At 41.0% G+C, this 21,082-nt stretch carries 27 protein-coding genes; 4 read left to right on the forward strand and 23 right to left on the reverse strand.

Annotation, left to right across the window (positions count from 1 at the left end):
• Positions 1-2: 2 nt before the first annotated feature.
• From MHI16_RS14380 to MHI16_RS14455, 16 genes are all read right to left on the reverse strand, one after another.
• Positions 3-215, reverse strand: a complete 213-nt coding sequence (locus tag MHI16_RS14380) for a hypothetical protein (protein ID WP_058013846.1) — start codon at positions 213-215, stop codon at positions 3-5.
• Positions 202-657: a hypothetical protein gene (locus MHI16_RS14385; RefSeq protein ID WP_058013845.1), complete on the reverse strand. Its 456-nt coding sequence runs from the start codon at positions 655-657 to the stop codon at positions 202-204. The genes MHI16_RS14380 and MHI16_RS14385 overlap by 14 nt, the downstream gene beginning before the upstream one ends.
• A gap of 4 nt (positions 658-661) precedes the next feature.
• Positions 662-1,159 (reverse strand): HK97 gp10 family phage protein, encoded by a 498-nt coding sequence (locus MHI16_RS14390; RefSeq protein ID WP_061409434.1) that lies wholly within the window; start codon positions 1,157-1,159, stop codon positions 662-664.
• Complete coding sequence (locus MHI16_RS14395) at positions 1,156-1,512, reverse strand: YqbH/XkdH family protein (RefSeq protein WP_058013843.1); 357 nt, start codon at positions 1,510-1,512, stop codon at positions 1,156-1,158. The genes MHI16_RS14390 and MHI16_RS14395 overlap by 4 nt, the downstream gene beginning before the upstream one ends.
• The gene (locus tag MHI16_RS14400; RefSeq protein ID WP_268466551.1) at positions 1,509-1,892 is read right to left on the reverse strand and encodes a DUF3199 family protein; all 384 of its coding nucleotides are present in this window, start codon (positions 1,890-1,892) and stop codon (positions 1,509-1,511) included. The genes MHI16_RS14395 and MHI16_RS14400 overlap by 4 nt, the downstream gene beginning before the upstream one ends.
• Positions 1,893-1,905: 13 nt before the next feature.
• A complete protein-coding gene (locus tag MHI16_RS14405) occupies positions 1,906-2,829 on the reverse strand; it encodes a phage major capsid protein (RefSeq protein ID WP_144461890.1) in 924 nt (307 codons plus the stop codon).
• 22 nt (positions 2,830-2,851) lie between these two features.
• Positions 2,852-3,940 carry an XkdF-like putative serine protease domain-containing protein gene (locus tag MHI16_RS14410; RefSeq protein ID WP_144461886.1) on the reverse strand — a complete coding sequence of 363 codons (1,089 nt, stop codon included), beginning with the start codon at positions 3,938-3,940 and terminating at the stop codon, positions 2,852-2,854.
• A 38-nt stretch (positions 3,941-3,978) separates the two neighbouring features.
• Positions 3,979-5,436 (reverse strand): phage portal protein, encoded by a 1,458-nt coding sequence (locus MHI16_RS14415; protein WP_144461882.1) that lies wholly within the window; start codon positions 5,434-5,436, stop codon positions 3,979-3,981.
• Positions 5,433-6,734, reverse strand: coding sequence for a PBSX family phage terminase large subunit (locus MHI16_RS14420; RefSeq protein WP_186306812.1), 1,302 nt, complete (start codon positions 6,732-6,734; stop codon positions 5,433-5,435). Before MHI16_RS14420 ends, MHI16_RS14415 begins: the two co-directional genes overlap by 4 nt.
• Before the next feature lie 8 nt (positions 6,735-6,742).
• Positions 6,743-7,387 (reverse strand): phage terminase small subunit, encoded by a 645-nt coding sequence (gene terS, locus MHI16_RS14425; RefSeq protein ID WP_058013837.1) that lies wholly within the window; start codon positions 7,385-7,387, stop codon positions 6,743-6,745.
• 152 nt (positions 7,388-7,539) lie between these two features.
• Positions 7,540-8,058: a sigma-70 family RNA polymerase sigma factor gene (locus MHI16_RS14430; protein ID WP_061409446.1), complete on the reverse strand. Its 519-nt coding sequence runs from the start codon at positions 8,056-8,058 to the stop codon at positions 7,540-7,542.
• A gap of 126 nt (positions 8,059-8,184) precedes the next feature.
• Positions 8,185-8,391, reverse strand: coding sequence for an XtrA/YqaO family protein (locus MHI16_RS14435; protein ID WP_012011053.1), 207 nt, complete (start codon positions 8,389-8,391; stop codon positions 8,185-8,187).
• Positions 8,388-8,789, reverse strand: coding sequence for a holliday junction resolvase (locus MHI16_RS14440; RefSeq protein ID WP_342497997.1), 402 nt, complete (start codon positions 8,787-8,789; stop codon positions 8,388-8,390). Before MHI16_RS14440 ends, MHI16_RS14435 begins: the two co-directional genes overlap by 4 nt.
• A gap of 50 nt (positions 8,790-8,839) precedes the next feature.
• On the reverse strand, positions 8,840-9,082 hold the full coding sequence (locus MHI16_RS14445) for a hypothetical protein (protein WP_234034815.1): 243 nt from the start codon (positions 9,080-9,082) through the stop codon (positions 8,840-8,842).
• Positions 9,060-9,212, reverse strand: coding sequence for a hypothetical protein (locus MHI16_RS14450; RefSeq protein ID WP_200964036.1), 153 nt, complete (start codon positions 9,210-9,212; stop codon positions 9,060-9,062). Before MHI16_RS14450 ends, MHI16_RS14445 begins: the two co-directional genes overlap by 23 nt.
• Complete coding sequence (locus MHI16_RS14455) at positions 9,209-9,472, reverse strand: helix-turn-helix transcriptional regulator (RefSeq protein ID WP_058013834.1); 264 nt, start codon at positions 9,470-9,472, stop codon at positions 9,209-9,211. Before MHI16_RS14455 ends, MHI16_RS14450 begins: the two co-directional genes overlap by 4 nt.
• A 158-nt stretch (positions 9,473-9,630) precedes the next feature.
• Here MHI16_RS14455 and MHI16_RS14460 point away from each other — a divergent pair, with 158 nt between their 5' ends.
• The 3 genes from MHI16_RS14460 (at position 9,631) to bioB (ending at position 11,715) form a co-directional block, all read left to right on the forward strand.
• Positions 9,631-10,008 (forward strand): helix-turn-helix transcriptional regulator, encoded by a 378-nt coding sequence (locus tag MHI16_RS14460; protein WP_003213241.1) that lies wholly within the window; start codon positions 9,631-9,633, stop codon positions 10,006-10,008.
• A gap of 198 nt (positions 10,009-10,206) precedes the next feature.
• Positions 10,207-10,557, forward strand: a complete 351-nt coding sequence (locus MHI16_RS14465; RefSeq protein ID WP_003213146.1) for a hypothetical protein — start codon at positions 10,207-10,209, stop codon at positions 10,555-10,557.
• Positions 10,558-10,719: 162 nt separating this feature from the next.
• Complete coding sequence (gene bioB, locus MHI16_RS14470) at positions 10,720-11,715, forward strand: biotin synthase BioB (protein WP_058013833.1); 996 nt, start codon at positions 10,720-10,722, stop codon at positions 11,713-11,715.
• A gap of 41 nt (positions 11,716-11,756) precedes the next feature.
• Here bioB and MHI16_RS14475 read toward each other — a convergent pair whose 3' ends face one another.
• The 4 genes from MHI16_RS14475 to MHI16_RS14490 form a co-directional block, all read right to left on the reverse strand.
• Complete coding sequence (locus MHI16_RS14475; protein ID WP_003212767.1) at positions 11,757-12,230, reverse strand: hypothetical protein; 474 nt, start codon at positions 12,228-12,230, stop codon at positions 11,757-11,759.
• 170 nt (positions 12,231-12,400) lie between these two features.
• On the reverse strand, positions 12,401-13,234 hold the full coding sequence (locus MHI16_RS14480; RefSeq protein WP_034660680.1) for an undecaprenyl-diphosphate phosphatase: 834 nt from the start codon (positions 13,232-13,234) through the stop codon (positions 12,401-12,403).
• 126 nt (positions 13,235-13,360) lie between these two features.
• Complete coding sequence (locus MHI16_RS14485) at positions 13,361-14,503, reverse strand: AI-2E family transporter (protein WP_058013832.1); 1,143 nt, start codon at positions 14,501-14,503, stop codon at positions 13,361-13,363.
• A gap of 65 nt (positions 14,504-14,568) precedes the next feature.
• A complete protein-coding gene (locus tag MHI16_RS14490; protein ID WP_058013831.1) occupies positions 14,569-14,961 on the reverse strand; it encodes a DoxX family protein in 393 nt (130 codons plus the stop codon).
• 201 nt (positions 14,962-15,162) lie between these two features.
• On the opposite strand from MHI16_RS14490, the gene MHI16_RS14495 reads away from it, so the two are divergent.
• Positions 15,163-16,146: a Gfo/Idh/MocA family oxidoreductase gene (locus MHI16_RS14495; RefSeq protein ID WP_058013830.1), complete on the forward strand. Its 984-nt coding sequence runs from the start codon at positions 15,163-15,165 to the stop codon at positions 16,144-16,146.
• Positions 16,147-16,225: 79 nt separating this feature from the next.
• Here MHI16_RS14495 and MHI16_RS14500 read toward each other — a convergent pair whose 3' ends face one another.
• The 3 genes from MHI16_RS14500 to MHI16_RS14510 all read right to left on the reverse strand — a co-directional run bounded on the left by MHI16_RS14500 (position 16,226) and on the right by MHI16_RS14510 (position 20,970).
• Positions 16,226-16,750 (reverse strand): type 1 glutamine amidotransferase domain-containing protein, encoded by a 525-nt coding sequence (locus MHI16_RS14500; protein WP_058013829.1) that lies wholly within the window; start codon positions 16,748-16,750, stop codon positions 16,226-16,228.
• A gap of 90 nt (positions 16,751-16,840) precedes the next feature.
• On the reverse strand, positions 16,841-18,829 hold the full coding sequence (locus MHI16_RS14505; protein WP_058013828.1) for a methyl-accepting chemotaxis protein: 1,989 nt from the start codon (positions 18,827-18,829) through the stop codon (positions 16,841-16,843).
• Positions 18,830-18,993: 164 nt separating this feature from the next.
• Positions 18,994-20,970, reverse strand: a complete 1,977-nt coding sequence (locus tag MHI16_RS14510; RefSeq protein ID WP_058013827.1) for a methyl-accepting chemotaxis protein — start codon at positions 20,968-20,970, stop codon at positions 18,994-18,996.
• Positions 20,971-21,082 lie beyond the last annotated feature (112 nt).

Consider the following 21,082-nt stretch of genomic DNA (forward strand, 5'->3'; position numbering starts at 1 on the left):
CTTTAAACCTCCTTGGACAAAAAAGCATCAATGTGCTTTTTCGCTTCTGTTTTTGTAATTGGTTGATGTTTGATATAAAAAAGAGCACCTTCAAGGATTTCTGGTTTAACCCCAAAAAGATCCTTACTGTGCTCCTTTAAGGCTTCAAATGAAAAGCCAAATTCTTTTTCTTCGCCAGCTGTTTGGGCAGGCGCTGCTTTTTTAGTCTTGCTCACGTTTGATCACCCCATCTGAAAAATTGATGTCTTCAAGGCTCGGTTGTTTGTCTCGGTTGTACCAATAACTGCTATCCCACGTCAGGACAATCGCTGCTACGCCTTGATCTAACATTCTGGTTTCCACTCTTTTTATGCGGACATAATCATCAAGCACCTCTCCATCTTCACTCATCATCTGAATCATTTGACGATCAGCAAGCAATGCATCAACAATGATTTCTGCCGCGTCATGCGCTTTTTCTGAATTTATATGAAACACTTTCACTTGCAGCGAATAAGATTTCATAAACGTAGATACCGTATCTGGACCGCTGATCACTGTTACGGGCGGCACATAAACAGATGGTACTTGAAAATGCTCTGGCAAAAGTCGATCATACATTGTTACAGGAAAGTGTGTGTAAATATAATGCATGATTGCCCCGACTTCTTGATTCATTTCATCACCTCCCAAAATGTCGATCGAACCAGCTTTGAAGCTTTCGATCCAGCGACTGCTCAAACATTTGCTCATAGAGCATGACAGCATGATCCCAGTAGCCATTTCCATCTATCCATTGAGAAGCAAGCATCATTCCTGTCTTTGCATTCGGATCATATTCAAAACGGCTGCCAGCCCACCTGCCAGGCACCCATCTTCGCTCTCCACTTGAAGAAGTAGCATGTCCATCATTGACATAGGAGGCATACTCAAGCTGGGTTCCCACTTCCAGCGTGAGACCACCTTTTGACATGAGAAAGTGATTCTCCTTGTCTCCTTGCGTAAAGGAGCTTAGAAGCCGGCCTGTATCGACAGCATTCTCCTTGATTAGCTCATCCTGAATGATGTCCAAAAGCTCTATGCCCATGTCCTCTAGCCAAGCTTGATATTCTGCCTTTAAGCCGCCGGCACACGCTGTTTCCAGCTGTGAAAGCAGACGGTCAAGTCCATCAATTTTCATAGATTTTCCTTCCTGACTGCCATCACTTCAATGTGATGATTTTTCACTATTTTGGGCTGCTGCAATTTAAGTGAGACGCCGTTCCACACCATTTTGTCATGCAGGCGAATATCACTCGCTAAAGGAAAATGGACAAGATAGGACTGATAAATCACTGTATTCGGCTCTTCTTGCACAAGTGACTGATTCTTTTCTATGACGTAACAAGCCAGATCTGTCAGGCTAGGCGCATCAGGATAGGAAAGAGTCATTTGTAAGTCATCAGCTGGAATCCCGAATTTTCCTCGGGAAGCCTCCTGATGTTCAAGGTGAAAAAGATCACAGCGGTCTGTTAAGAGAGATTGATAACTCATAATGATCTCACCTTTAATTTGGTACTGCCGCGAGTTAATGATGGTTCAATGTAATCGACAAGCAGGGCATATACGTAAGGTTTGCCTGTCACTTGATCAGCTGCCTTCGCATATGAATAATCACCCATTTTCTCTGACGTAAAGCCTTTCATCATAGATTCATCATCATTCAGCATGGCAAAATATTGGGCCATTTTTAATAAAGCGATTCTTGCTTTTTCAGGGAGGGGCTGATATTTTCCGCTTGAGAAATCATGACCTACGATCTGAAATACCGCAGCTTCTGCTTCGATAATATCTGCTGTCAGTCTTTCTACAGATCGATTTTTCACACGCTCAAATACAGAATAGGCTTGCAGTTCTTCAGGAGAAATAATCATGGCCTGCCGTCACCTACTCTTTCACTTTCATTACTTTTGCTACAGCATCCTCTTCCTCAAATTTGCTGTCTAGCTTCGCTGTCAGAACAATAATAAATTTCCGGCTGCGAATATCTTTTTCTACTTCAATTCGAATATGACGAGAAAAACCTACGATAATATTTTTAGGGTGCGTCAGCAAAATATCTGACACGTCTGTTCCCGCTTCGTCATATGGCTGCATATTGGCAAGGCCTTTGACCGGCACACCGAATGCAGAAGAAAGTCCGCCTTGAATCACCGCATCTCCGAGAGCTGTCTGACGGTTTGCTACTTGATCCTTCCACTCCACCTCTAAACTTGGGGATGTGTAGAAACGGAAATCCTGAGGTACACGTAAATATTTTGACGGCATCGCCTTATAGGCTTGTTTCAACATTTGGCGGCTAATTTCCGCTCCATTTGCATCCACAATATGAGATACTGCTTGTTTTCTCACACCATCCATTTGGGCTAAAAACGGGTCTGTTGAAGTCGTATCCCCATTGACGATGAGCTCTTCAATATCAACTGCCGCTCGTTCAGCCAGCATTTGCATAATTGTCTGCTGAATTCCGTCTTTTTCAATATTGTTTTCAATGCTGTCGTAGGTCATATGAATTTCTGCAATGACCTCTTTTGCATTGAGCTGGACAGTGCTTGTCGCTGGGACAACACGGTCTTTCGCATCAAGCGCTTGGCCTTCTTCTGCTGGACGCAAAATACGCTGGCCAAAACCGATTTTTTCGATTTTTTGTGAATCACTTTCCATCGGAATGATGCGTGCATCATTTAAAACGGTTGGTGTGTTTTGCATCATTCTAATGAATGTGTTGGATTGGGTTGCGTTCATGAGACCGCCGGTTTTTAAGCTGGCAAGTGTCATTTCAGCCTTGCGAATCAACTCTTGATTTCTCACACTGTTTCCTCCTTATTTCGGCTTATAGTAAGCCATCCCATATGGGTTTTGTCGTGTTGTTTTGTGTATCGTGGATTGTTTGTTTTGATATGCCCCTTGCCTTTTCGAGCATGTGAATCCGCTCTGAAATAGGCAAAAGCTGCTGCTCAAGCACTTCCTGCATCGCTGCTTTTTCTCTGCTGGCTGATTTCTCTAAGGAAGAGAGCTGATGACGAATCGGTGCAACGACTTGTTCGAGCACTTTTTGGACAGGTTCTTCCCCTGTTTGTTCTGTTTCCTGTTGGTCAGCCTGCTGTAAGACGTTTTCAATGGCCTTTTTTGCTTTTTCAAGCTCTCGCACTTGATCCGTCGTCAAAGCGGCCTCTTCTTTTTGTACGTCTTCTGGCCTTTCACCAATCGTTTGAAGTACATCCTCTGTCTTCAGGATGTCCTGCACGATTGGAATGAGCTGTTCTAAGGCCGCTCTTACATCCGCCTCATCACCATCACCTGACTGTAAGGTTTCCAGCAGATGGTCTAAAACGTTCCAAAATGGTTGTGACATGTTTGCACCTTCCTCTTTTAAAAAGAAATTTTTCAACAAAGAAAAAAGCCCTCTCTCATTTGTGTCTTGAGATAGAAGCTGATCTTGTTCTTCTATGGCGACGATGTCCGCCGTTCCAGCCATGGAATAGCCTGTAATGTGGCCTTTTTGAATTTGATCCCAAATCTCTTGGGAAGCCTTTGTCACAAGCACCCAAGATCCTTTGCGAATCAGCTCCCCGCCCACTTCAACATCAGCCGGAGCAATATATGATTCAACCACTTCGCCAACACCATCCTGAAAATCATGCTGCTTGTCAATATAACGTGCATCCTTCATAAAGCCGTGTGCTGCTCTTTCAATTTCCTTGGCTGTCATAAAGTCTTGATGTGCATCAGGCGTATTCGGCTCATACACGACACCGTACACGAGGCGATGAGCATCTTCTGCCTTTGTCAGGACACTGACCTCCTTTTGAAAGTCAGGCCGCTTTTTCTTTGCTTTCATCAAAAAGAATTTCTTCTTGTTCGCTGCTTTGTCCACGTAGGAAACATGCGTAATTTTAGCGTTTTTTAGTTCTCTTGGCATATGTTCACCCCCTTTCAAAAAAGCGCACCCGCTTCTGTTTATTTCGTCAGCTGGTCCGGCTCTGGTTGAGGCTTTTCTTCAGCTGATTTCATGCGGTTTTCTAAAGGTCGGTGATACAGTTCCTCAGGCCATTCCTCTAGCGTTTTCCCAAGAATTCTTCCTGCTAGATCGCGCAAATCGTTAGGTGACACTGCCCCCGCCTGAATAAATGGCGTCAGTACCTTCGCAATCTCTAATGGGTCTCTAAAATCAGGACCATTTAATAGAAAACGGACATGCCACATATCAAGATCCGGCAGGAAAAGAGTATTGAGTTTTCCTGTGATGAGATGCCGTTCTGGCTGAAATACCTGCTCTTCTGTTGTTTTACGCGCTGTATCTGCCGTCGCTTTGTTATAGTCTTGAGACTCACCTGTGTAAATTGGCGGCAGACGAAACGCAGAACGGATTTTGTTTCTTGTTTTTTCATCGTATTCTAAAAAGAGCGCATCTTCTTGCAGGATCTCGGCTAGAGATTTGAAGTTTACTTTGACATTTGAGACATCTTCTTCTCCCGTTAACCCTTTTTCTGTCGGCAGACCTTCAACTTCAAGCAATAGAAATTTATGCGCGTGATCAGATCCTTCAATATCATCCATATAGTCTTGAAGCTGCTGATAAGAGGATTCTGACAGCATGCCATTTTCGACAATGATGGCACCTGGTACATGCCGCCCTTGTTTAAAATAAAGATAGTTCAGTTCCTCTGCCTTGCGTGCTCCGTACATATTGACGATGTTGCCAATCCAGCGGGGAATCCCATACGTTCCACTGCCAATTTTGAAATGAATCACTTCTGTTGCGCGAAGCGGCTCTGGTGTGGTGTCATCATACTTGCCTGTTTCACAGTTCAAAATGCGCGGATCACCATACTCCTTAAAGAAGACTTTCTTTTCGTTGATCACCTGCACATATTTGCGGAATCTTTTCTTTCGATTCATTGTCTTTAATTCGCCATTTTCTGTGTAGCTGAATTCGACATCGACTGGCTCACTAAGCTTGCAAATGCGGATATGAAGCGCATCTAAATACTCGATTCCAGCTGGCTTTCCTTGTCCATCTCTCAGCACCTCTAAAAAACCATTGCCCGTTTTCTCTCGGTCTTCCAGGACATAGCCAAGAATCACATCAGCGGACTCATCATAGTTCATGTACTTCGTAAACTCTTCAAGTCTTGTCCATTCCTTTTCTGCGGCTTTCTTTTTTGCCGGTTTTACACCTTCTGCATTAAAGTCAAAGGCGTATTCCACCCCAAATCCAAAGCCTAAAATATTCGTTTTGTACGCATCAATACATTGCTGAAGAATGGTTGAATACTCTGCCATGCTTTTTAATTCATTGATGTTGTATGGCGGGGGAACAATGTCATCTTTTTCATAGGAAAATTCATCTGCATACATTTGTTTTGTATGATCAGACATGTTTGCCTTCATAATCGTTGCTTTCAATTGTTTCATTGTACGGACCTCCTCTCTCTGTTTGGACGGACACGCTCTGAGGCGGTCTGTTTCAAATCCGTCACTTCATAGTCATCCAGCGCATACCAGATGGCTGATAATGTGTGTGGGTCGATTTGAAATGCATCTTCCTCTAAACGTCCATCCTTATCTGCCTTATAGGTCAGTGATTGAAGTTCATAGATTGTGTACGGACAAGCATCAGAGCAAATGATTTTCTTAAACCGTTTGATCTTTTTCGTATACTGCAAACGCGAGCCTTGGTACTTATGTGCTGCCACCATTTGAAATCCACGCTGCCGAAAATAGTGAATGGTTTTAGGCTCTGCTGCATCGGCTTTGATGAGTTCCTTTGATTCAATGAACTCTTTTAGGTCAACAGCTGTTTCATCATCTGTTTTCCCGCGATCGTAATATTCCCAGTAAATATATAAGTACTTTTTTTCATGGTCGACGGCTAATCGAATGAGCGCATTGTATGATTCAACAAATCCAAAATCCATGCCTGCTCGTTTTAGCGGCCGGTCCATCTGCTGAATCGCTTCTAATACATCAGCATGATTTCTTACCTCAAATTGAGGAAAAACCTTTGTTCCATTGATGCCAAAATAGCCCTTCCTCGCAATTCGATAGAGGTCTGGGTCGTATTCTTTCAGCTCATCCAGCTGCTTCACATAGCTTTTAGGGAGAAATAGGTTATCTTCCGCTGTGGAGTGATGATAGTACGTATCCTTGATCACAACGGTGCGTTTTTTGTATAAGGTTTCGTCATCTAGGACAAATCGCTTCAGCTGTTCATCTCGAAAAAAATGTCTGTACGTCCAATTATCTTGACCAACAGGATTGGTCGATAACATCATATAAAGCGGTAAAGACGGGTGCCTCAGCCTTCCAAGCAGCTCTTTAAAGCCTTCATAAGAAACCTCTGAACACTCCTCAATCCAAATAATCGAGATGTTGTTAATCGATTTTAATTTCTCAGGCTTGTCCAGCCCTTTGAATAAGATGCTGCTGCCATTTCGAAACGTCAAGGCAAGCGGCGAACTGCGGCACTTCACCACATGATCGATGCCAAGATCGCTGACGATCTCTTGTAATAGAGAAAAGGTTGATTCGCGGTGGGTATCATAGACTTCTCGAATGACAAGTGCTGTCCGTTTTTCTTCCAGCAGCTTTAAAATGAGTTTTAATGCAATGTGATAGCTTTTAGAGGAGCCGTAACCGCCTACTAAAAATTGAAACTTCTGATTCCAATCGAATAGAAAATGTTCAAAGTGAGGATTGACTTCTTTTTCAATCAATGGCGTCATGAGTTATCCTCTTTTCGCTTGATCATGATGTGAAGATCTTCCTCTTTTTCTTCGCGCACTGCTTTTTTTGTTTTTTCGATGGTCAGTTCAATTTGCTTTAGTCTTAATCTTCTTTCATCCTTCGCATGTGCAAGCTCTTCAAACTGTTTAATGAGACGCCTGAGCTCTCCCATTGCACGAGATTGGGCATTTAAAAAGGTAGCATGCCGATCCCATGAAAATTGAAACGAATATTCTTCTGTGCTGATTTCTTGTTCTGACTGAATGCCTTCTACTGTTTCTTCTAATGAAGAAGGCATGTATGCAGCCTTTTTCAGCTCTTTGATCATGTCATCTTGATCTGACACATACATGATTCGCTGCGCCCGAATAATGGCAGCATATTGAATTTGAATTTGATCCCAGATTAAATCAAGGGATGTACGCCCGCCCATTTTCTCCATAATTTCAATTGTTTCATCTGAAAGAAACTGATTGAAGATCGAGTGTGCCTGCTTTGACGAACCTTTTTGCCTTTGCCATCCGTATCGTCTTTTCCATGATTTCACGGTATGGATTGAGACATTGTAATAATCAGCAATTTGCTGGTACGTCATCCCTTTCATATAATCTTGCTTGGCTCCTATCCGTTTATCTTTCATTTACATTCACCTGCCGCCTCCTTTTAATTCGAACGATTTCCTGTGAAGGAATCATTTGTGTAGGGCTAGCAAACATCCGTTTGGTCTTTCTAACTATAGGTGGCAACTGTAAGACAAGTGCTGCTCCATTTATTTTGTAAAAGAAAAAACGCCTATTCAGCTGCTTCGAATAGGCGTTCTTGTACTTTTTTGGACATCTTTGTCCGAGCTCTCTCCATATGTTTTTGGACAGTTCCTTTTTTCACATCCAGCATAATCGCAATCTCGCTAAACGATAATCCTTGCGTTGTGTGCATGAAGAATACGTCCTTTTCTCGGTCCGTTAAAACGGACAAGGCTTCATCAATTCGTTTCTTGTCCCGCTCACTGAATTCTCTTTCATTTTCTTGGATAAGTGTATATTCATGTGATAAAGCCTCTAACACTTCTGGATTTGCCAGGATGGTACGCTGATAGACTGAACGTCTGTCTAATCCTCTGCGTGCGCCTGGCTGCCTGCCAATTTGAAGCCATTCCACGACATATTCGAGATCGCTGACCATACTAGCGATAATTTTTTTATCATGCTTCTCTTGATCTGACAGCTGTTTGTCTTCTTTTTCTCTAAATGGTTCATATCTTTTTCTAGCATCCTTTAAAGCTCGTTTGTATTCGATGAGTAAATCTTGCATGCTGGCTCTCTCCCTTTTTTAAGAAAATAAAAAACGGACACCAATCAGTCCCCTTTTCATAAGGTCTTGATCAGTGTCCGCAGGCTTTCCGTCTTGGACGTATGATGTTGTGATCTATCCAGTAATCTAGCTGATTTTAAAACCAATCTCGTGATCTACTCTTGCAAAATGACCTTTTGCCGTTTGTATAATGGTTTTTCCATGTTCAGGTACATCTATCTGATAAGCCGTTCCTACATTCCCATCTAACACGATGACTTGGATTTTTCCTGTTTCCATCTCACCGACAAATGTCTGGTTTTCTTGAATGAATAATTGTTTTGGCTCGTTCATATACTTGTCTCCTTAATTGGTGAGGACTTCGTGCCATCACCTATCGTATTTAAAATGATTTCAATTCTTGGACGCATACTATAAAACTGGGGAACTCTTAAATCAACGATCTGTAGAGGAGCCCTATCCGCAATAGAATGAAGTGCTTCTTGAATATGGTGCAGCCGCGGCTGAAAGATGCTGACATTCACTGGGCGTATCAAACCTTTTTCTGCGTATGTACGCTTGATTTGACAGTCAGCTATGTCAAGCGGCATGTCGTCAAATAAACGAATCTCGAGTGATAGTGCGTCTTTTATTTTCTGCGGGCATTGCGCTTTTGCAGCTGCTCGTATTCTTTTTATCAATGTATCTTTTGTGAACAATAACTCTGTCTCAATGATGAAATGGATGACCATGTTATGAGCTCCCGTCATCCTTTTCCCACTGACGAATGTCTTGTTCGTTTTTACTCGCTTTTAGCAAGCATTTGAGGATTTCCATGATTTTCTTCCATCGTTTCATGTCGTCTTGCTTCCTCCTTTTTTGCTTCAGCGAGCTTTTCCGCCAAGAGGGTCATGTATGTTTGCTTGTCTTCTGATGTGGAAAAAACAAACACCGGTTTCTGGTGATGAAAGGTCATCCAGCCACCGGCTTGGACTAAACAAAGCTGCGCTTCCTTTCTGGCATCAAACGTCATCTGATGTTTCATCTGCTTCAAATCCCTCCAGACTCTCCTCAATCTCTGCTTGATACCCATAACGTGTCATGTCATATGACCAGAAGCTTTTTGGATATCCAAAGTCATTTATCTGCGCTACCATTGGATGTTCAATATTCATTTTGTTCGTCTCCCCTTTTCAAATAAATGCTCTTCCTTTAAAGAATTACTCATTTTGTGTAACTTTTGATCAAAAAAAAGCTCTTGAACACCCCTATTTAGCAAATCCGCAATATGCTTTGCTATTTCTAAGCTGGGCTTCGTTCTGCCCATTTCTATATTTGCATAGCCGCTCGTGTACTTATACCCTAACTTTTTCGCCATATAGGTTTGTGTTTTCCCTTGTAAAATGCGTTCTTCTCGTAAATTTTCAAGCTTCATCTTTCCACCTCTTACTCAATATGTGTAAGTTATATTCATTATGATAATATACACAAAACGAGTAAGTCAATCATTTTTTATTCTTTTTGTGTAATTATTTATCTTTTCCGTGTAATTCATGATAAAATTTACTCATAACATGAAAAAAGGTGTTTCCAATGGATAATTTGACTGGAAAGATTTTAACTGAATTAAGAGAGAAGCATGGATGGAGCAAGTCAACGGTTGCTAAAAAACTCGGATTAAAGGCGATGTCCACTTATGCAAATTGGGAATATGGCTTGAGAAAGCCCGACGGTGAAATGATTGTGAAAATCGCCGAATTATATGGGGTCTCAACGGATTATCTTCTCACAGGTAAGGACAAAGGCGGAACTGATGCCGACCTTGCAGACGATCCAGATTTGCAAATTGCGTTTAAGGCTGCCTCCGATTTTTCCGAAGAAGCACGAAGACAAACCATCGATTTTATTCACTACATTAAAGAAAAAGAGAAACAAAAGGGCCGTCAGCCAAAACAGCGAGACGACGATTGAACATCTCTTTTCATAAAGCTTTACATTGCTGGGATGCACCCAGCTTTTTTTATGCCTCTTTTTCCCCTAAAAAAGAGAGACCTCATGGATAATATGTTACAATTTTCACCATAAATACTCTTTTTTTCATATATTTTAATTGACATATAATACTATTATTATTAATATATGTATATACCAAAAAAAGGAGTGTTACCGATGAAAAAATTAATGAAAGCTTGTACATTGTCTTTAGCTGCTCTAGGTGCTCTTACGTTCTTCCAAACTGAAGGTGCTCATGCAGCTGCCCAGCCAAAAGAACCAGTCATAGCAAAAGCTCCTATTATGAATAAAGTGATTACAGTGAACCGCACGCTTACTGTAGGTTCGTCAATCGCCGTCTCTCTTCCAGCCAGCCAAATTTCTGTGTCTGGTGCAACATATGCCATTCAATTAGATCAAACAGCTCCGAACTTCACTTGGATTCGTGCGGTACAACGCGGATCTGTCACAGTTTCTTACTATAATTCACTAGGCGAGCTTGTGATTAACTATATTACTGTTCGATAAGCTATAAAGCTTTACATATAAAAAGGCGATGATTTCATGATCATCGCCTTTTTGTATGTCTTCAAGTATTTTTGCAGACTTCATTTATCCAATGCTTGCCAATGACTATCTATTATGTTAACTTTTAATAAAAATAAGTTAACATAATGAGAGGAGCTTATGATGGGAAAACACATATCTTTGTCTTGGGAAGCGATAGCAGAGAAAGCGCTGAAAAATGAACGGATCACGCTGCAAGAAGGTCTAGATATTCTTGAAACTGACGATAGAGAATTATTATCTATCATGCATGCAGCCTACCAAGTACGATTTCATTTTTTTCAAAATAAGGTGAAATTAAATATGATTTTTAATGCAAAAAGTGGTTATTGCCCTGAAAACTGCGGTTATTGTTCACAGTCGATCATTTCAAAAGCACCGGTTGAACGATATACAATGCTTGATCAAAAAACGATTGTGGCTGGCGCGCGTGAGGCGCTCAAGAGAAAAGCGGGGACTTATTGTATTGTCGCGAGCGGGAGAGCACCTTCTCACAGAGAATTAGATGAGGTGACCGCAGCAGTAAAAGAGATCACTGAGACCATGCCTTTGAAGGTGTGTGCATGTCTTGGGTTATTAAATGAAGAAAAAGCAAAGCGGCTGAAGGAAGCAGGGGTTCATCGGTACAATCACAATATCAATACACATCAAGATCATCATGCTCACATTACGACAACTCATACATATCATGACCGTTTGTCGACCCTTGAGGAGGTCAAACAGTCGGGCATGTCTCCTTGCTCAGGGGTTATCATTGGAATGGGTGAAACCAACCAGCAAATTGTTGAAATGGCTTTTGCGCTCAGAGCCATTGATGCGGATTCCATTCCAGTCAACTTTCTTCATGCAATCGAAGGAACACCACTTGAGCATCAAGAACGAACACATCCGATCAAAGCATTGAAAGTGTTGGCACTCATGAGGTTTGTCAATCCAACCAAGGAAATTCGAGTATCTGGAGGCAGAGAGTTCAATTTACGGACGCTTCAGCCGCTTGCCCTTTATGCCGCAAATTCCATTTTCGTAGGCGATTATTTAACAACAAAAGGTCAGCAGGTTCAAACGGATCATCACATCATTGAAGATTTAGGTTTTGACATAGAAGAATGTGCGTTATAAAAAAAGTCTGCCGGTGAATCGGCAGACTTTTGACAATAAGATTAGAATCTTTTATGGAAATCAACAGTGCCGCTTCCTTCCTCACGGTCAAAGCTGCCAACAAATGTCCAGTTAATATAGCCGCCGTCACCATTATTGACGAACGTCCCATCTTCAAATACCCAAATACCAAACGTAATCCCATCATATTCAACACTATCATAGTAAACCACATTGTTCAGTCCGCTAAAGTCATGATCTTGGCTTAAGTTTTGGACAACGACGTTATAGTTTTGACCTGCTTCATAGAAGGCGCTGTACGCCGCATTTTTTACGAATCCATCACGATTTTGAGATGATTTTACTGCTTGTTCAATTTTATCGGCAATGGCTACTGGATCAATCGAGACACTTCCATCAACACCTGTTGTCGTTGCAGCTTCAGCCGTTTGACCAAAAGTCGTAAGAGATAGAGGGGCAGCAACCATTGACGTAGCGATCACAGAACTAACAAAAAATTTGCTTGTTTTTCTCATTATTTCTAACTCCTCCTTTAATTGGTATGTTTATGTACTACCCCTTCTCCTGTCTCTTAAACACTAATTTATGAAAAAACTTCTTTTTCTACCAACTAAGAGGTTGATTTTACTGTTTAAAAGAGTTAAAACAACAAAAAACTACTCTTTAATAAGAGTAGTTTTCAGCATTACATGAATAGGATAAATAAAATCACACCTAGGATTATTCGGTATATTGCAAAAGGCACCAGTTTGATTTTATTGATCAGTTTTAGGAAGAATCGAACAACGAAGAGAGCCACAACAAATGCACTCACAAACCCGACGATAAAGAATGGCAGCATGTCTGTTGTTAAATATTCGGCATTTTTCACAAGTGTTAAAAAGCTTGCGCCCGCCATAATCGGCATCGCCATGATAAATGTAAAGTCAGCTGCCGCACGGTGATTCAAACCAAGAATAACCCCACCTGCGATCGTCGAACCCGAGCGAGAGAAGCCTGGCCATAACGCCAAACATTGAAACAGTCCGATATAAAGCGCCTGTTTGTACGTCATGTTATCGACAGAGCTTGTTTCTGTTTTACGTTTATTGATCCAGTCAGCGACAAGCATCAGCACTGCGCCTAAAATCAAACCGACTGCAACTGTTCTCACATCAAACAAGTATTTATCAATATAATCTTCAAATAAGAATCCTAAAATGACGGCTGGGACGAGTCCTACTGCGATTTGAGCAATGGTCAGTTTATGCCCGCTGCGCTTTTGTTCTTCAGTGATATTTTTCTTTAAGCCTAACAAGTTCAAAATCCGATCCTTGAACACAATCATGACAGCTAAAATAGAGCCTAACTGAATCACGACTTTAAATGTGTTTGCCGCCTCTGGCGTAATGATTTCCTTTGATTTTAACCATAGATCATCGACAATGATCATGTGACCTGTAGACGAGACAGGTGCATACTCTGTTAATCCTTCGACAATTCCTAAAACCAGTGCCACGAATAAATCCCATAGATTCATGATTTTCTTTCCTTTCAATTCTGATCTTTTGAACAGGCAACCATCTATGTCCACATAAAGACAAGCTTCCTTCATCGAAAGCTCGTCTTTATGATACTATATTTTTTTCAAAAAAAGATTATGACATTAAACCTTTTCTTCTTTATACAAATTGGATCGCATTTTGAACCAATCAAACAAGTGGGTCGTGATGACCTTCAGGACGGCATATGTCGGAATCGCAACAATGATACCGACTACGCTGAACAATTTACCTGCTGTTAAGAGAACAAAGATAATCGTGATCGGATGAATATGAAGGTTTTTCCCCATGACCTGAGGTGAAATAAATTTCCCTTCAATGAGCTGAACCACTGTCCAGACAATGATCAGTTTTAAAAGCATCACTGGTGATGTCACAAGTGCAATCACAATCGCTGGTGTAATCGCAATCGTTGGACCAAGGTATGGCACCACACTTGTACATGCCGCAATGATTGCTAGCAGCAACGCATAGTCAAGTCCAATAATCAGATAGCCAATTAGAAGAAGAACACCAATACAGAAGCTGACAATGATCTGTCCGAGAATATAAGAGCTCAGGCGATGGTTCATTTCGTGAAGCACGATATGAGTATGTTCTCTAAACTTATTCGGAATAAATTTCAAGAAATAGTCAGGTAATTTTTTGCCGTCTTTTAATAAATAAAACAGAATGAACGGAACGGTCACGATCGAGATGATGATTTCAGTGAGCGCCCCTAAGAACGTCCCCACTCCGGTAAAGGTACTTTCCAAAATTTTCGTCGCTTGACTTGACGCTTTGCTCACCAATTCAGAGACGTTAAAATTCATGTTTTTTTGCGCTTGATTAATGAAGTTGCTTCCCGTTAGTTGTCTAATCTGATCTTCTACCGTATCAACATATTTCGGAAGGTTATGAAACAGGCTCATCATTTGTGCTTGTAAAAAAGGAATAATAGACACAATCGTCACTGTTATAATGCCAATAATGACTATATATAAAAGCAAAATCGAAAAGATTCGTTTAACTCTAAACCTCTCTAACAAATTGACAATCGGATTTAATAAATAATACACGACCCCCGTTAAAATAATCGGTAAGGCAATCGTTTTGACGAGTACAATGAGCGGTGTGAAAATAAAGGATGTTTTCATGAAAACAAGGATATTCAATCCGATTAATAGCAGGACGAGTAAAAAGAGAACAAACTTGTTATCAAGAAAAAATTTTCTAAATCGACTGCTCCACATTTGCATAGAATTCATATCGTTCCTCCAAACTCGGGCTATTTTATAAATAAATTGTACACTACCTGATCATGATATAGTGGTCATTGTTTCAGCTTTTTTTCCCATTTCGCAATGGACATCACCCATACAATCAGAATGGGCTGTCCTATCAGTCTTATCCATAGCAAAAACTGCTCTGTGCTTTCTTGACCTGGAAATGGAATTCCCTCTCGTGCAGCAAATAAGTTTGCAGGGAAAATGAGGACAAGATAGACAGCAATGATTTTTGCTGCTGCGATCCTGACATTTGGCAAAAGCAGCAAGACAGCCAGCAGCCATTCTAGGCATGCCGTCGCATAGACCATTACATATGGATATGGCCAGCCTGGCATCATACGGGCAAAGCCGCTCGGCTCTATCACATGAAAAATACCGGCTGCTATGAATAAAAGCGCAAAGACGTATGTACTTCCTATATGCAGGACGCGCTTCATGATCGTTTCCTCCTCTCCCTTCTATCAGAGTATTACCCGAATGAAGGAAGAAACTACCCACTTCTCGTACATTTATATCCTTTATGTAAGACGCATCAGCCTATATAAAGGTTTCATCCGCTTTTCAATAAAAAGAATGTTCTTTCTTACAAACGCTTTCAAAGGATGTATAATCAGAGAAAAGCAGAAGGAGGGAACGACATGATTCGATTTGCTGTCATCGGAACGAACTGGATTACAGATCGATTCTTACAGGCCGGTGAAGGAATAGCTGATTTTACATGTACAGCCGTCTATTCACGATCCGCTGAAAAAGGCCAGGCATTTGCCGAAAAATACGGTATTGATACAGTTTTTACGAACTTACATCAAATGGCAGGAAGTGATGCGTTTGATGCCGTGTATATTGCGAGTCCAAATGCCCTTCATAAAGAGCAGGCCATGTTGATGATGGAGCACCAAAAGCACGTATTATGCGAAAAACCATTTGCCTCTCACCGAAAAGAAGTAGAAGAAATGATTGCTACAGCGAAAAAACATCAAGTTTGTTTAATGGAAGCGATGAAAACGACATTTCTGCCCAACTTCCTTCAAATCAAACAGCATCTTGATCAGCTTGGACCCATTCGGCAAGTGGTCGCTCATTACTGTAAATATTCCTCAAGATACGATGCCTACCGAAATGGCGAGATTCCAAATGCTTTTAAGCCTGAATTATCCAATGGTTCTTTAATGGATATTGGTGTGTATCTCGTCTACCCGGCGATCTATTTATTTGGTCTGCCGAATCAAATCACCGCGAGAGGCTATAAGCTTTCTTCTGGTGTAGATGGAAGCGGCTCTGTCCTTATGCAATATGACGGACATCAAGCACTCCTTTTTCATTCTAAAATTTCAACGTCTCATTTATCTGCGGAAATTCAAGGAGAGGATGCGACGATGGTGATTGATCAATTCCACCGTCCTTCACATATCACGATCCATGATCGGCAAGGACACCAAACCGACATCTCTCTCAAAGATGATCAGCCCGCCATGTATTATGAAATCTGTCATTTTATTGAGTGTATTCAGCAAGGAATGAGTCAGTCTCCGGTCAATACATTTGCCTTATCTGTTCAAACTATGTCCGTTATGGACGAGGCGAGAAAACAAATGGGCGTGAGGTTTCCTGCCGATAGATAAAATGAATGGGGCATGAAATGATGAACAAAGGGCGAACATGAGATGCAAATTCGCCCTTTGTTTATTTTGGATCCATAGTTTATGTTGCCGCTAATACATCCGCAAATGCTTTCACATAGGGAGGAAGATCCGGTGGACGTCTGCTCGAGACGAGGTGACTATCTATGACGACTGCTTCATCAAACCAGTCTGCTCCAGCATTTGTCATATCATCTTTAATACCAGGTGTACTTGTCACTTTTTTTCCTTGCAGGATTCCTGCTGAAATCAATACCCATCCAGCGTGGCAAATTTGCCCGATTGGTTTTGCCTTTTCATCAAATGAACGTACGATATTTAACACTTCTGGAAAACGGCGCAGTTTATCTGGCGCCCACCCTCCAGGGACAAGCACAGCATCATATTCATCCGCTTGAATGGAATAAAAATCTGCATCAGATACAGCCGGCACACCATACTTCCCAGTGTACTCATGATTTGCTTTTTCTCCTACAAGGTGCACAGTTGCCCCTTCTTCTCTTAAACGCAGAACCGGATACCATAGCTCTAAATCTTCAAAATCATCACTGACAAACGCAATGACCTTCTTATTTGATAAACGCATATCATCTCTCCTATTCTTTCGATTTCCTCTATTGTACGAGATGACCGCTTAAAAAGAAAAGCGGTTCCCCTTGAGGAGAACCACTTGACCTTATTCACTGATCTTGAATTTTTTAATTAAATCACGTAATTCTTCCGCCATTTGGGAAAGAGTCGTAGAGGAAGAACTAATCTCTTCCATAGAAGCAAGCTGCTCTTCAGCAGATGCAGCGATATCTTGGATGCTTGCTGAACTCTCCCGTGATACATCTGCAATTTCATTCACTGCTTTAGAAATTTGCTCAGATCCTTTTGAAAGCTCGCGTACTGTTGTATTCATTTCATTAATTCTTGTAGCGATTTCGGCTGTTTGCTGATTAATTTGTGAGAAGCTTTCTTTCGTTTGATCTGTAATGGAAAGACCATTCTTCACTTCTTCATTTACTGATTTGAACATATTTTGAGATGTTTCGATTTCAGATACGATTTCTTTCACAAGCTTTTCAATCTCTTTTGCTGAATCTGATGATTGAACTGCAAGTTTACGCACTTCCTCTGCAACAACAGAGAAGCCTCTGCCTGACTCACCTGCACGTGCTGCTTCAATGGCTGCATTGAGTGCAAGTAAATTCGTTTGATCCGCAATGCCGTTAATCACGCCTAGGATGTTTGTGATGTCTTTTGATTTATGCTCTAGTCCATTGATCACCCCTTCAGCTTCTTTCACTGAATGGTCGATCGTCTTCATTTGGCCAACGGTTTGCTCCACAAGCTGTCCACCTGATTCCGCGGCTGTTCTTGATTGAATAGATGACGCTGTGATGACATCAGATGTTTCTGCGACTTCGTTCAGTCCCTCATTCATTTGTTTTAAATGAGCCGCACTTTGCTCCACCATTTCGCTTTGATTTTCGTTGCCGTTTGAGAATGTTTCAATAGATGATGTAATATGTTCAGTTGCTTTTGTTGTTTGGCCTGCGCTTGCCGTCAGTTCTTCAGATGAAGAAGCCACGTTTTCTACAGATGTTTGTACTGCTTGAATGACATCTCTTAATGATTCACTCATTTCATTAAAGCTTGTGCCTAGCTGTCCAATTTCATCTTTTGACTGGACATCAATTTTTTCTGTTAAATCTCCCTCACTGATTTTCTTTGAAGAAGAAACAAGTATAGAAAGTGGTTTTGTAATAGAACGGATGATTAAGAAGATCAGTATCCCACCAATGATAAGCGCACCAGCTAAAATGATAGCGGCCATGTTAAAGACTGGCTGTGCAGCTTCTTCGACTTCCGTCACAAACATCGTACCGACAATTTTCCAGCCCGTCACTTTGTTTGTGGTGAATTCCATTTGCTTTTCTTTTCCTTCGAGCATATAACTCATAGAACCTTCATCTTGTGAATAAAGCTTTTCTAGCCATTCACCAGATAATTTTGTTCCAGCTTTTTTCGTAGGATGGGCAACAAAGGTACGATCCGGACTTCCGATAAAGGCATAGCCTTGTTTCCCAATGTTTATGCTATTTGATTCTTTTACTAGATTCGCAATGTCTAAGTTCATTGCAATGACTCCTGATCCGTCCTCTAACTTTTTAGAGATGGTGACCACAAGCGTACCTGTAGAAGCTGTTGGATACGGTGCTGAAACAGACAGCTCTCCGTTTTTCTCCCAGCCGTCTTTATACCAATCCCGCTCCGTTGCGACATAATCAGCAGGCATTTTTTTGTTAGGATATCTCGAAAACACTTTGCCATCACTTGAAGCGACAAAAATGCCTTCTGTGTCATCATTCATACTCATGAACTGCTCAAAGCGTCCTTGAATATCTGTCGTGCCTTTTTGCTTAAGCTTTTTCTCCGTGATCCATTTGCTAAAGAAATCGGCTGCGTCTGTTTTCACTTTCACAACCTTCGTAATATTTTTATCTAGCTGCTCGACGTTCTCCTTTGCACTTTGCATGATTTGATCATTTAAGGAAGTGCTAGCCGTATGATATGAAGAGAATGCCAACACTATGATTGGGCATAAGAGAATAAATAAGAAAGAGAATACGAGCTTTTTTGAAATAGATGGCTTCCTGAAATACTGTATGAATTTCATAAAAAAGAAAACTCCTTTTAGTAAGATAGTATATATATCGGAAGTACTACTAGGTTGTTAACTTTTTTAACTTATTAAAGTCTAAATAAGACCAAATTACCCAAATTATATGTATTGAATGGAAAAACACCTGACGCCAAAACGTCAGGTGTTTCCCTATACTCTTATATTTTAAATTGTTTAATGAGCTCTCTTAGCTCTTCTGCCATCTGAGATAACGTAGCAGAGGATGAGCTGATCTCTTCCATAGATGCCAGCTGTTCTTCTGCGGATGCTGCGATATCTTGGAAGCCTGCAGAGCTTTCTCGTGAAAGCTCTTTGATTTGATTCACCGCATGTGAAATATCATTTGAGCCATGCGAAAGTTCTTTGGCTGTTCCGTTCATTTGTTTCATTTGTTCTGTCATTTCTAATGTTTTATCGGTAATTTTCTCAAAGCTGACTTTCGTTTCATCTGTAATATTTAATCCAGATTGTACTTCACCTGCTACTTGTTTAAACATGTTCTGTGATTTTTCAATTTCCTCTACAATCTCGTTCGTCAAGCTTTCAATTTCCATTGAAGAGCTTCCTGATTGCTCTGCCAGCTTACGAACTTCTTCTGCAACAACAGAAAAACCTCTGCCTGCTTCTCCTGCCCGAGCAGCTTCTATCGCAGCATTTAAAGCTAAGAGATTGGTCTGGTCAGCAATGCCGTTAATGACACCCAGAATGTTCGTAATATCTTTTGATTTCTGCTCTAAGCCTTGAATCACAAGCTCTGCTTCTTTCACTGCCTGCTCGATGGTTTGCATTTGCCCTGCTGTTTTTTGAACAAGCTCTCCACCGGCCTGAGCCGTTTTGCTCGAATCAATCGACGATTCCATCATATGAGAGGTCGTATCGACCATATGGGATAAGCTGCGATCCATTTCATTCAACTTGACTGAGCTTTTTTCGATCATATCATTTTGATGTTCATTGCTGTTTGAGAACTGTTCAATAGATGATGTGATATGCTCAGTCGCTTGAGCGGTCTGTCCCGCACTAGCTGTTAACTCTTCAGAGGAGGCGGCCACATTTTCAATGGAATTTTGAACAGCTTGAATGACTTGTTTCAGCTTTGATGACATCTCGTTAAAGCTATGCGCAAGCTTGCCGATTTCATCGTGCGTACGAACTTCAATATGCTGTGTCAGATCACCCTGACTGATTTTTTCAGCCGATTCAGAGAGCGCTATCAGTGGCTTTCGGATCGATTTAATAATAAAATAAATCGCGATTCCGCCTATGGCAATCGCAACTGCCAGTATGATCATTGTTAAGTCGAGAACTGGCTGTGCAGCTTCTTGAATTTCGCCAACATACATTGTTCCAGCAAGCTTCCAGCCTGTTGCTTCATTTGTGTCAAAAAACATTTGCTTCGGCTGTCCATTGTATTCATATTTAAAGTTGCCTTGTTTTTTATCATACAATTTCGTGATGAAATCACCTGTCAATTTCTCCCCAGGCTTGTCTGTTTTATGGGCAATATAATGCTGATCTGGAGTCGCGACAAACGCATAGCCCTCTTTACCAATTTTGATACTGTTTGTATCTTTTATGATCGTGTTCAAGCGCATGTTGATCCCAATTACACCAGATCCATCTGCTAACTGTTCTGATATTGTGATGAGCAGGTCATCTGATGACTTGTCGACAAAAGGATCTGAAATGATGAGTTTCTTATCTCCCATCGATTGTTGAAACCATGGTTCGTTTTTTGCGCTCGCTCCATTCCCTTTATGAATCTCGGAATATTCGGTTAGTTTACCATTTTGATCTGCAATGAATACTTCCACAACATCTTCGTCTGTTTCCGATAATTGCTCTAATTTCACCTTAAGTAAATCCTTGTTTTTAGAAGTCAATTCACTCTTTTTCACCGATTTAGATAAATAAGAAACGATATCAATTTTAGGCTGTACATCTTTATTAATGAGTTCGTTTAATTGCTGAACACCATTTGCAGCACTAGACATAATCTCATCATTGAGAGACTTTGATGCCACTTCATAAGAAAATGCTGCCAATACGAGAATTGGCACTAGGAGAATCGCTAAGAATGCAGTAATTAATTTCTTGGACATTGTAAAATGCTTAAAAAAGTTGATTTTTTTCATGACTCTACTCCTTTTGAATTATGATTTGTGGTCTTCCCCTTCTATTCTTAGGTAATACGAATTATTTTTCAAGGGATAATGTTCAAAATTCAATTAAAATGAGTAAATTTAC

It is taken from the genome of Bacillus sp. FSL K6-0923 (genome assembly GCF_038630825.1).
In the GTDB taxonomy this organism is placed as follows: domain Bacteria; phylum Bacillota; class Bacilli; order Bacillales; family Bacillaceae; genus Bacillus; species Bacillus pumilus.

Coding starts and splice junctions, on each gene's coding strand:
- MHI16_RS14490 (WP_058013831.1), bottom strand. CDS start 14,961: ATGAAGCGCGTCCTGCATATAGGAAGTACATACGTCTTTGCGCTTTTA.
- MHI16_RS14390 (WP_061409434.1), bottom strand. CDS start 1,159: ATGAAAATTGATGGACTTGACCGTCTGCTTTCACAGCTGGAAACAGCG.
- MHI16_RS14435 (WP_012011053.1), bottom strand. CDS start 8,391: ATGAACGAGCCAAAACAATTATTCATTCAAGAAAACCAGACATTTGTC.
- MHI16_RS14445 (WP_234034815.1), bottom strand. CDS start 9,082: ATGAAACATCAGATGACGTTTGATGCCAGAAAGGAAGCGCAGCTTTGT.
- MHI16_RS14505 (WP_058013828.1), bottom strand. CDS start 18,829: ATGAAATTCATACAGTATTTCAGGAAGCCATCTATTTCAAAAAAGCTC.
- MHI16_RS14475 (WP_003212767.1), bottom strand. CDS start 12,230: ATGAGAAAAACAAGCAAATTTTTTGTTAGTTCTGTGATCGCTACGTCA.
- MHI16_RS14485 (WP_058013832.1), bottom strand. CDS start 14,503: ATGAATTCTATGCAAATGTGGAGCAGTCGATTTAGAAAATTTTTTCTT.
- MHI16_RS14510 (WP_058013827.1), bottom strand. CDS start 20,970: ATGAAAAAAATCAACTTTTTTAAGCATTTTACAATGTCCAAGAAATTA.
- MHI16_RS14460 (WP_003213241.1), top strand. CDS start 9,631: ATGGATAATTTGACTGGAAAGATTTTAACTGAATTAAGAGAGAAGCAT.
- bioB (WP_058013833.1), top strand. CDS start 10,720: ATGGGAAAACACATATCTTTGTCTTGGGAAGCGATAGCAGAGAAAGCG.
- MHI16_RS14500 (WP_058013829.1), bottom strand. CDS start 16,750: ATGCGTTTATCAAATAAGAAGGTCATTGCGTTTGTCAGTGATGATTTT.
- MHI16_RS14450 (WP_200964036.1), bottom strand. CDS start 9,212: ATGAATATTGAACATCCAATGGTAGCGCAGATAAATGACTTTGGATAT.
- terS (WP_058013837.1), bottom strand. CDS start 7,387: ATGAAAGATAAACGGATAGGAGCCAAGCAAGATTATATGAAAGGGATG.
- MHI16_RS14480 (WP_034660680.1), bottom strand. CDS start 13,234: ATGAATCTATGGGATTTATTCGTGGCACTGGTTTTAGGAATTGTCGAA.
- MHI16_RS14395 (WP_058013843.1), bottom strand. CDS start 1,512: ATGAGTTATCAATCTCTCTTAACAGACCGCTGTGATCTTTTTCACCTT.
- MHI16_RS14455 (WP_058013834.1), bottom strand. CDS start 9,472: ATGAAGCTTGAAAATTTACGAGAAGAACGCATTTTACAAGGGAAAACA.
- MHI16_RS14465 (WP_003213146.1), top strand. CDS start 10,207: ATGAAAAAATTAATGAAAGCTTGTACATTGTCTTTAGCTGCTCTAGGT.
- MHI16_RS14400 (WP_268466551.1), bottom strand. CDS start 1,892: ATGATTATTTCTCCTGAAGAACTGCAAGCCTATTCTGTATTTGAGCGT.
- MHI16_RS14385 (WP_058013845.1), bottom strand. CDS start 657: ATGAATCAAGAAGTCGGGGCAATCATGCATTATATTTACACACACTTT.
- MHI16_RS14430 (WP_061409446.1), bottom strand. CDS start 8,058: ATGCAAGATTTACTCATCGAATACAAACGAGCTTTAAAGGATGCTAGA.
- MHI16_RS14495 (WP_058013830.1), top strand. CDS start 15,163: ATGATTCGATTTGCTGTCATCGGAACGAACTGGATTACAGATCGATTC.
- MHI16_RS14440 (WP_342497997.1), bottom strand. CDS start 8,789: ATGGTCATCCATTTCATCATTGAGACAGAGTTATTGTTCACAAAAGAT.
- MHI16_RS14410 (WP_144461886.1), bottom strand. CDS start 3,940: ATGCCAAGAGAACTAAAAAACGCTAAAATTACGCATGTTTCCTACGTG.
- MHI16_RS14415 (WP_144461882.1), bottom strand. CDS start 5,436: ATGAAACAATTGAAAGCAACGATTATGAAGGCAAACATGTCTGATCAT.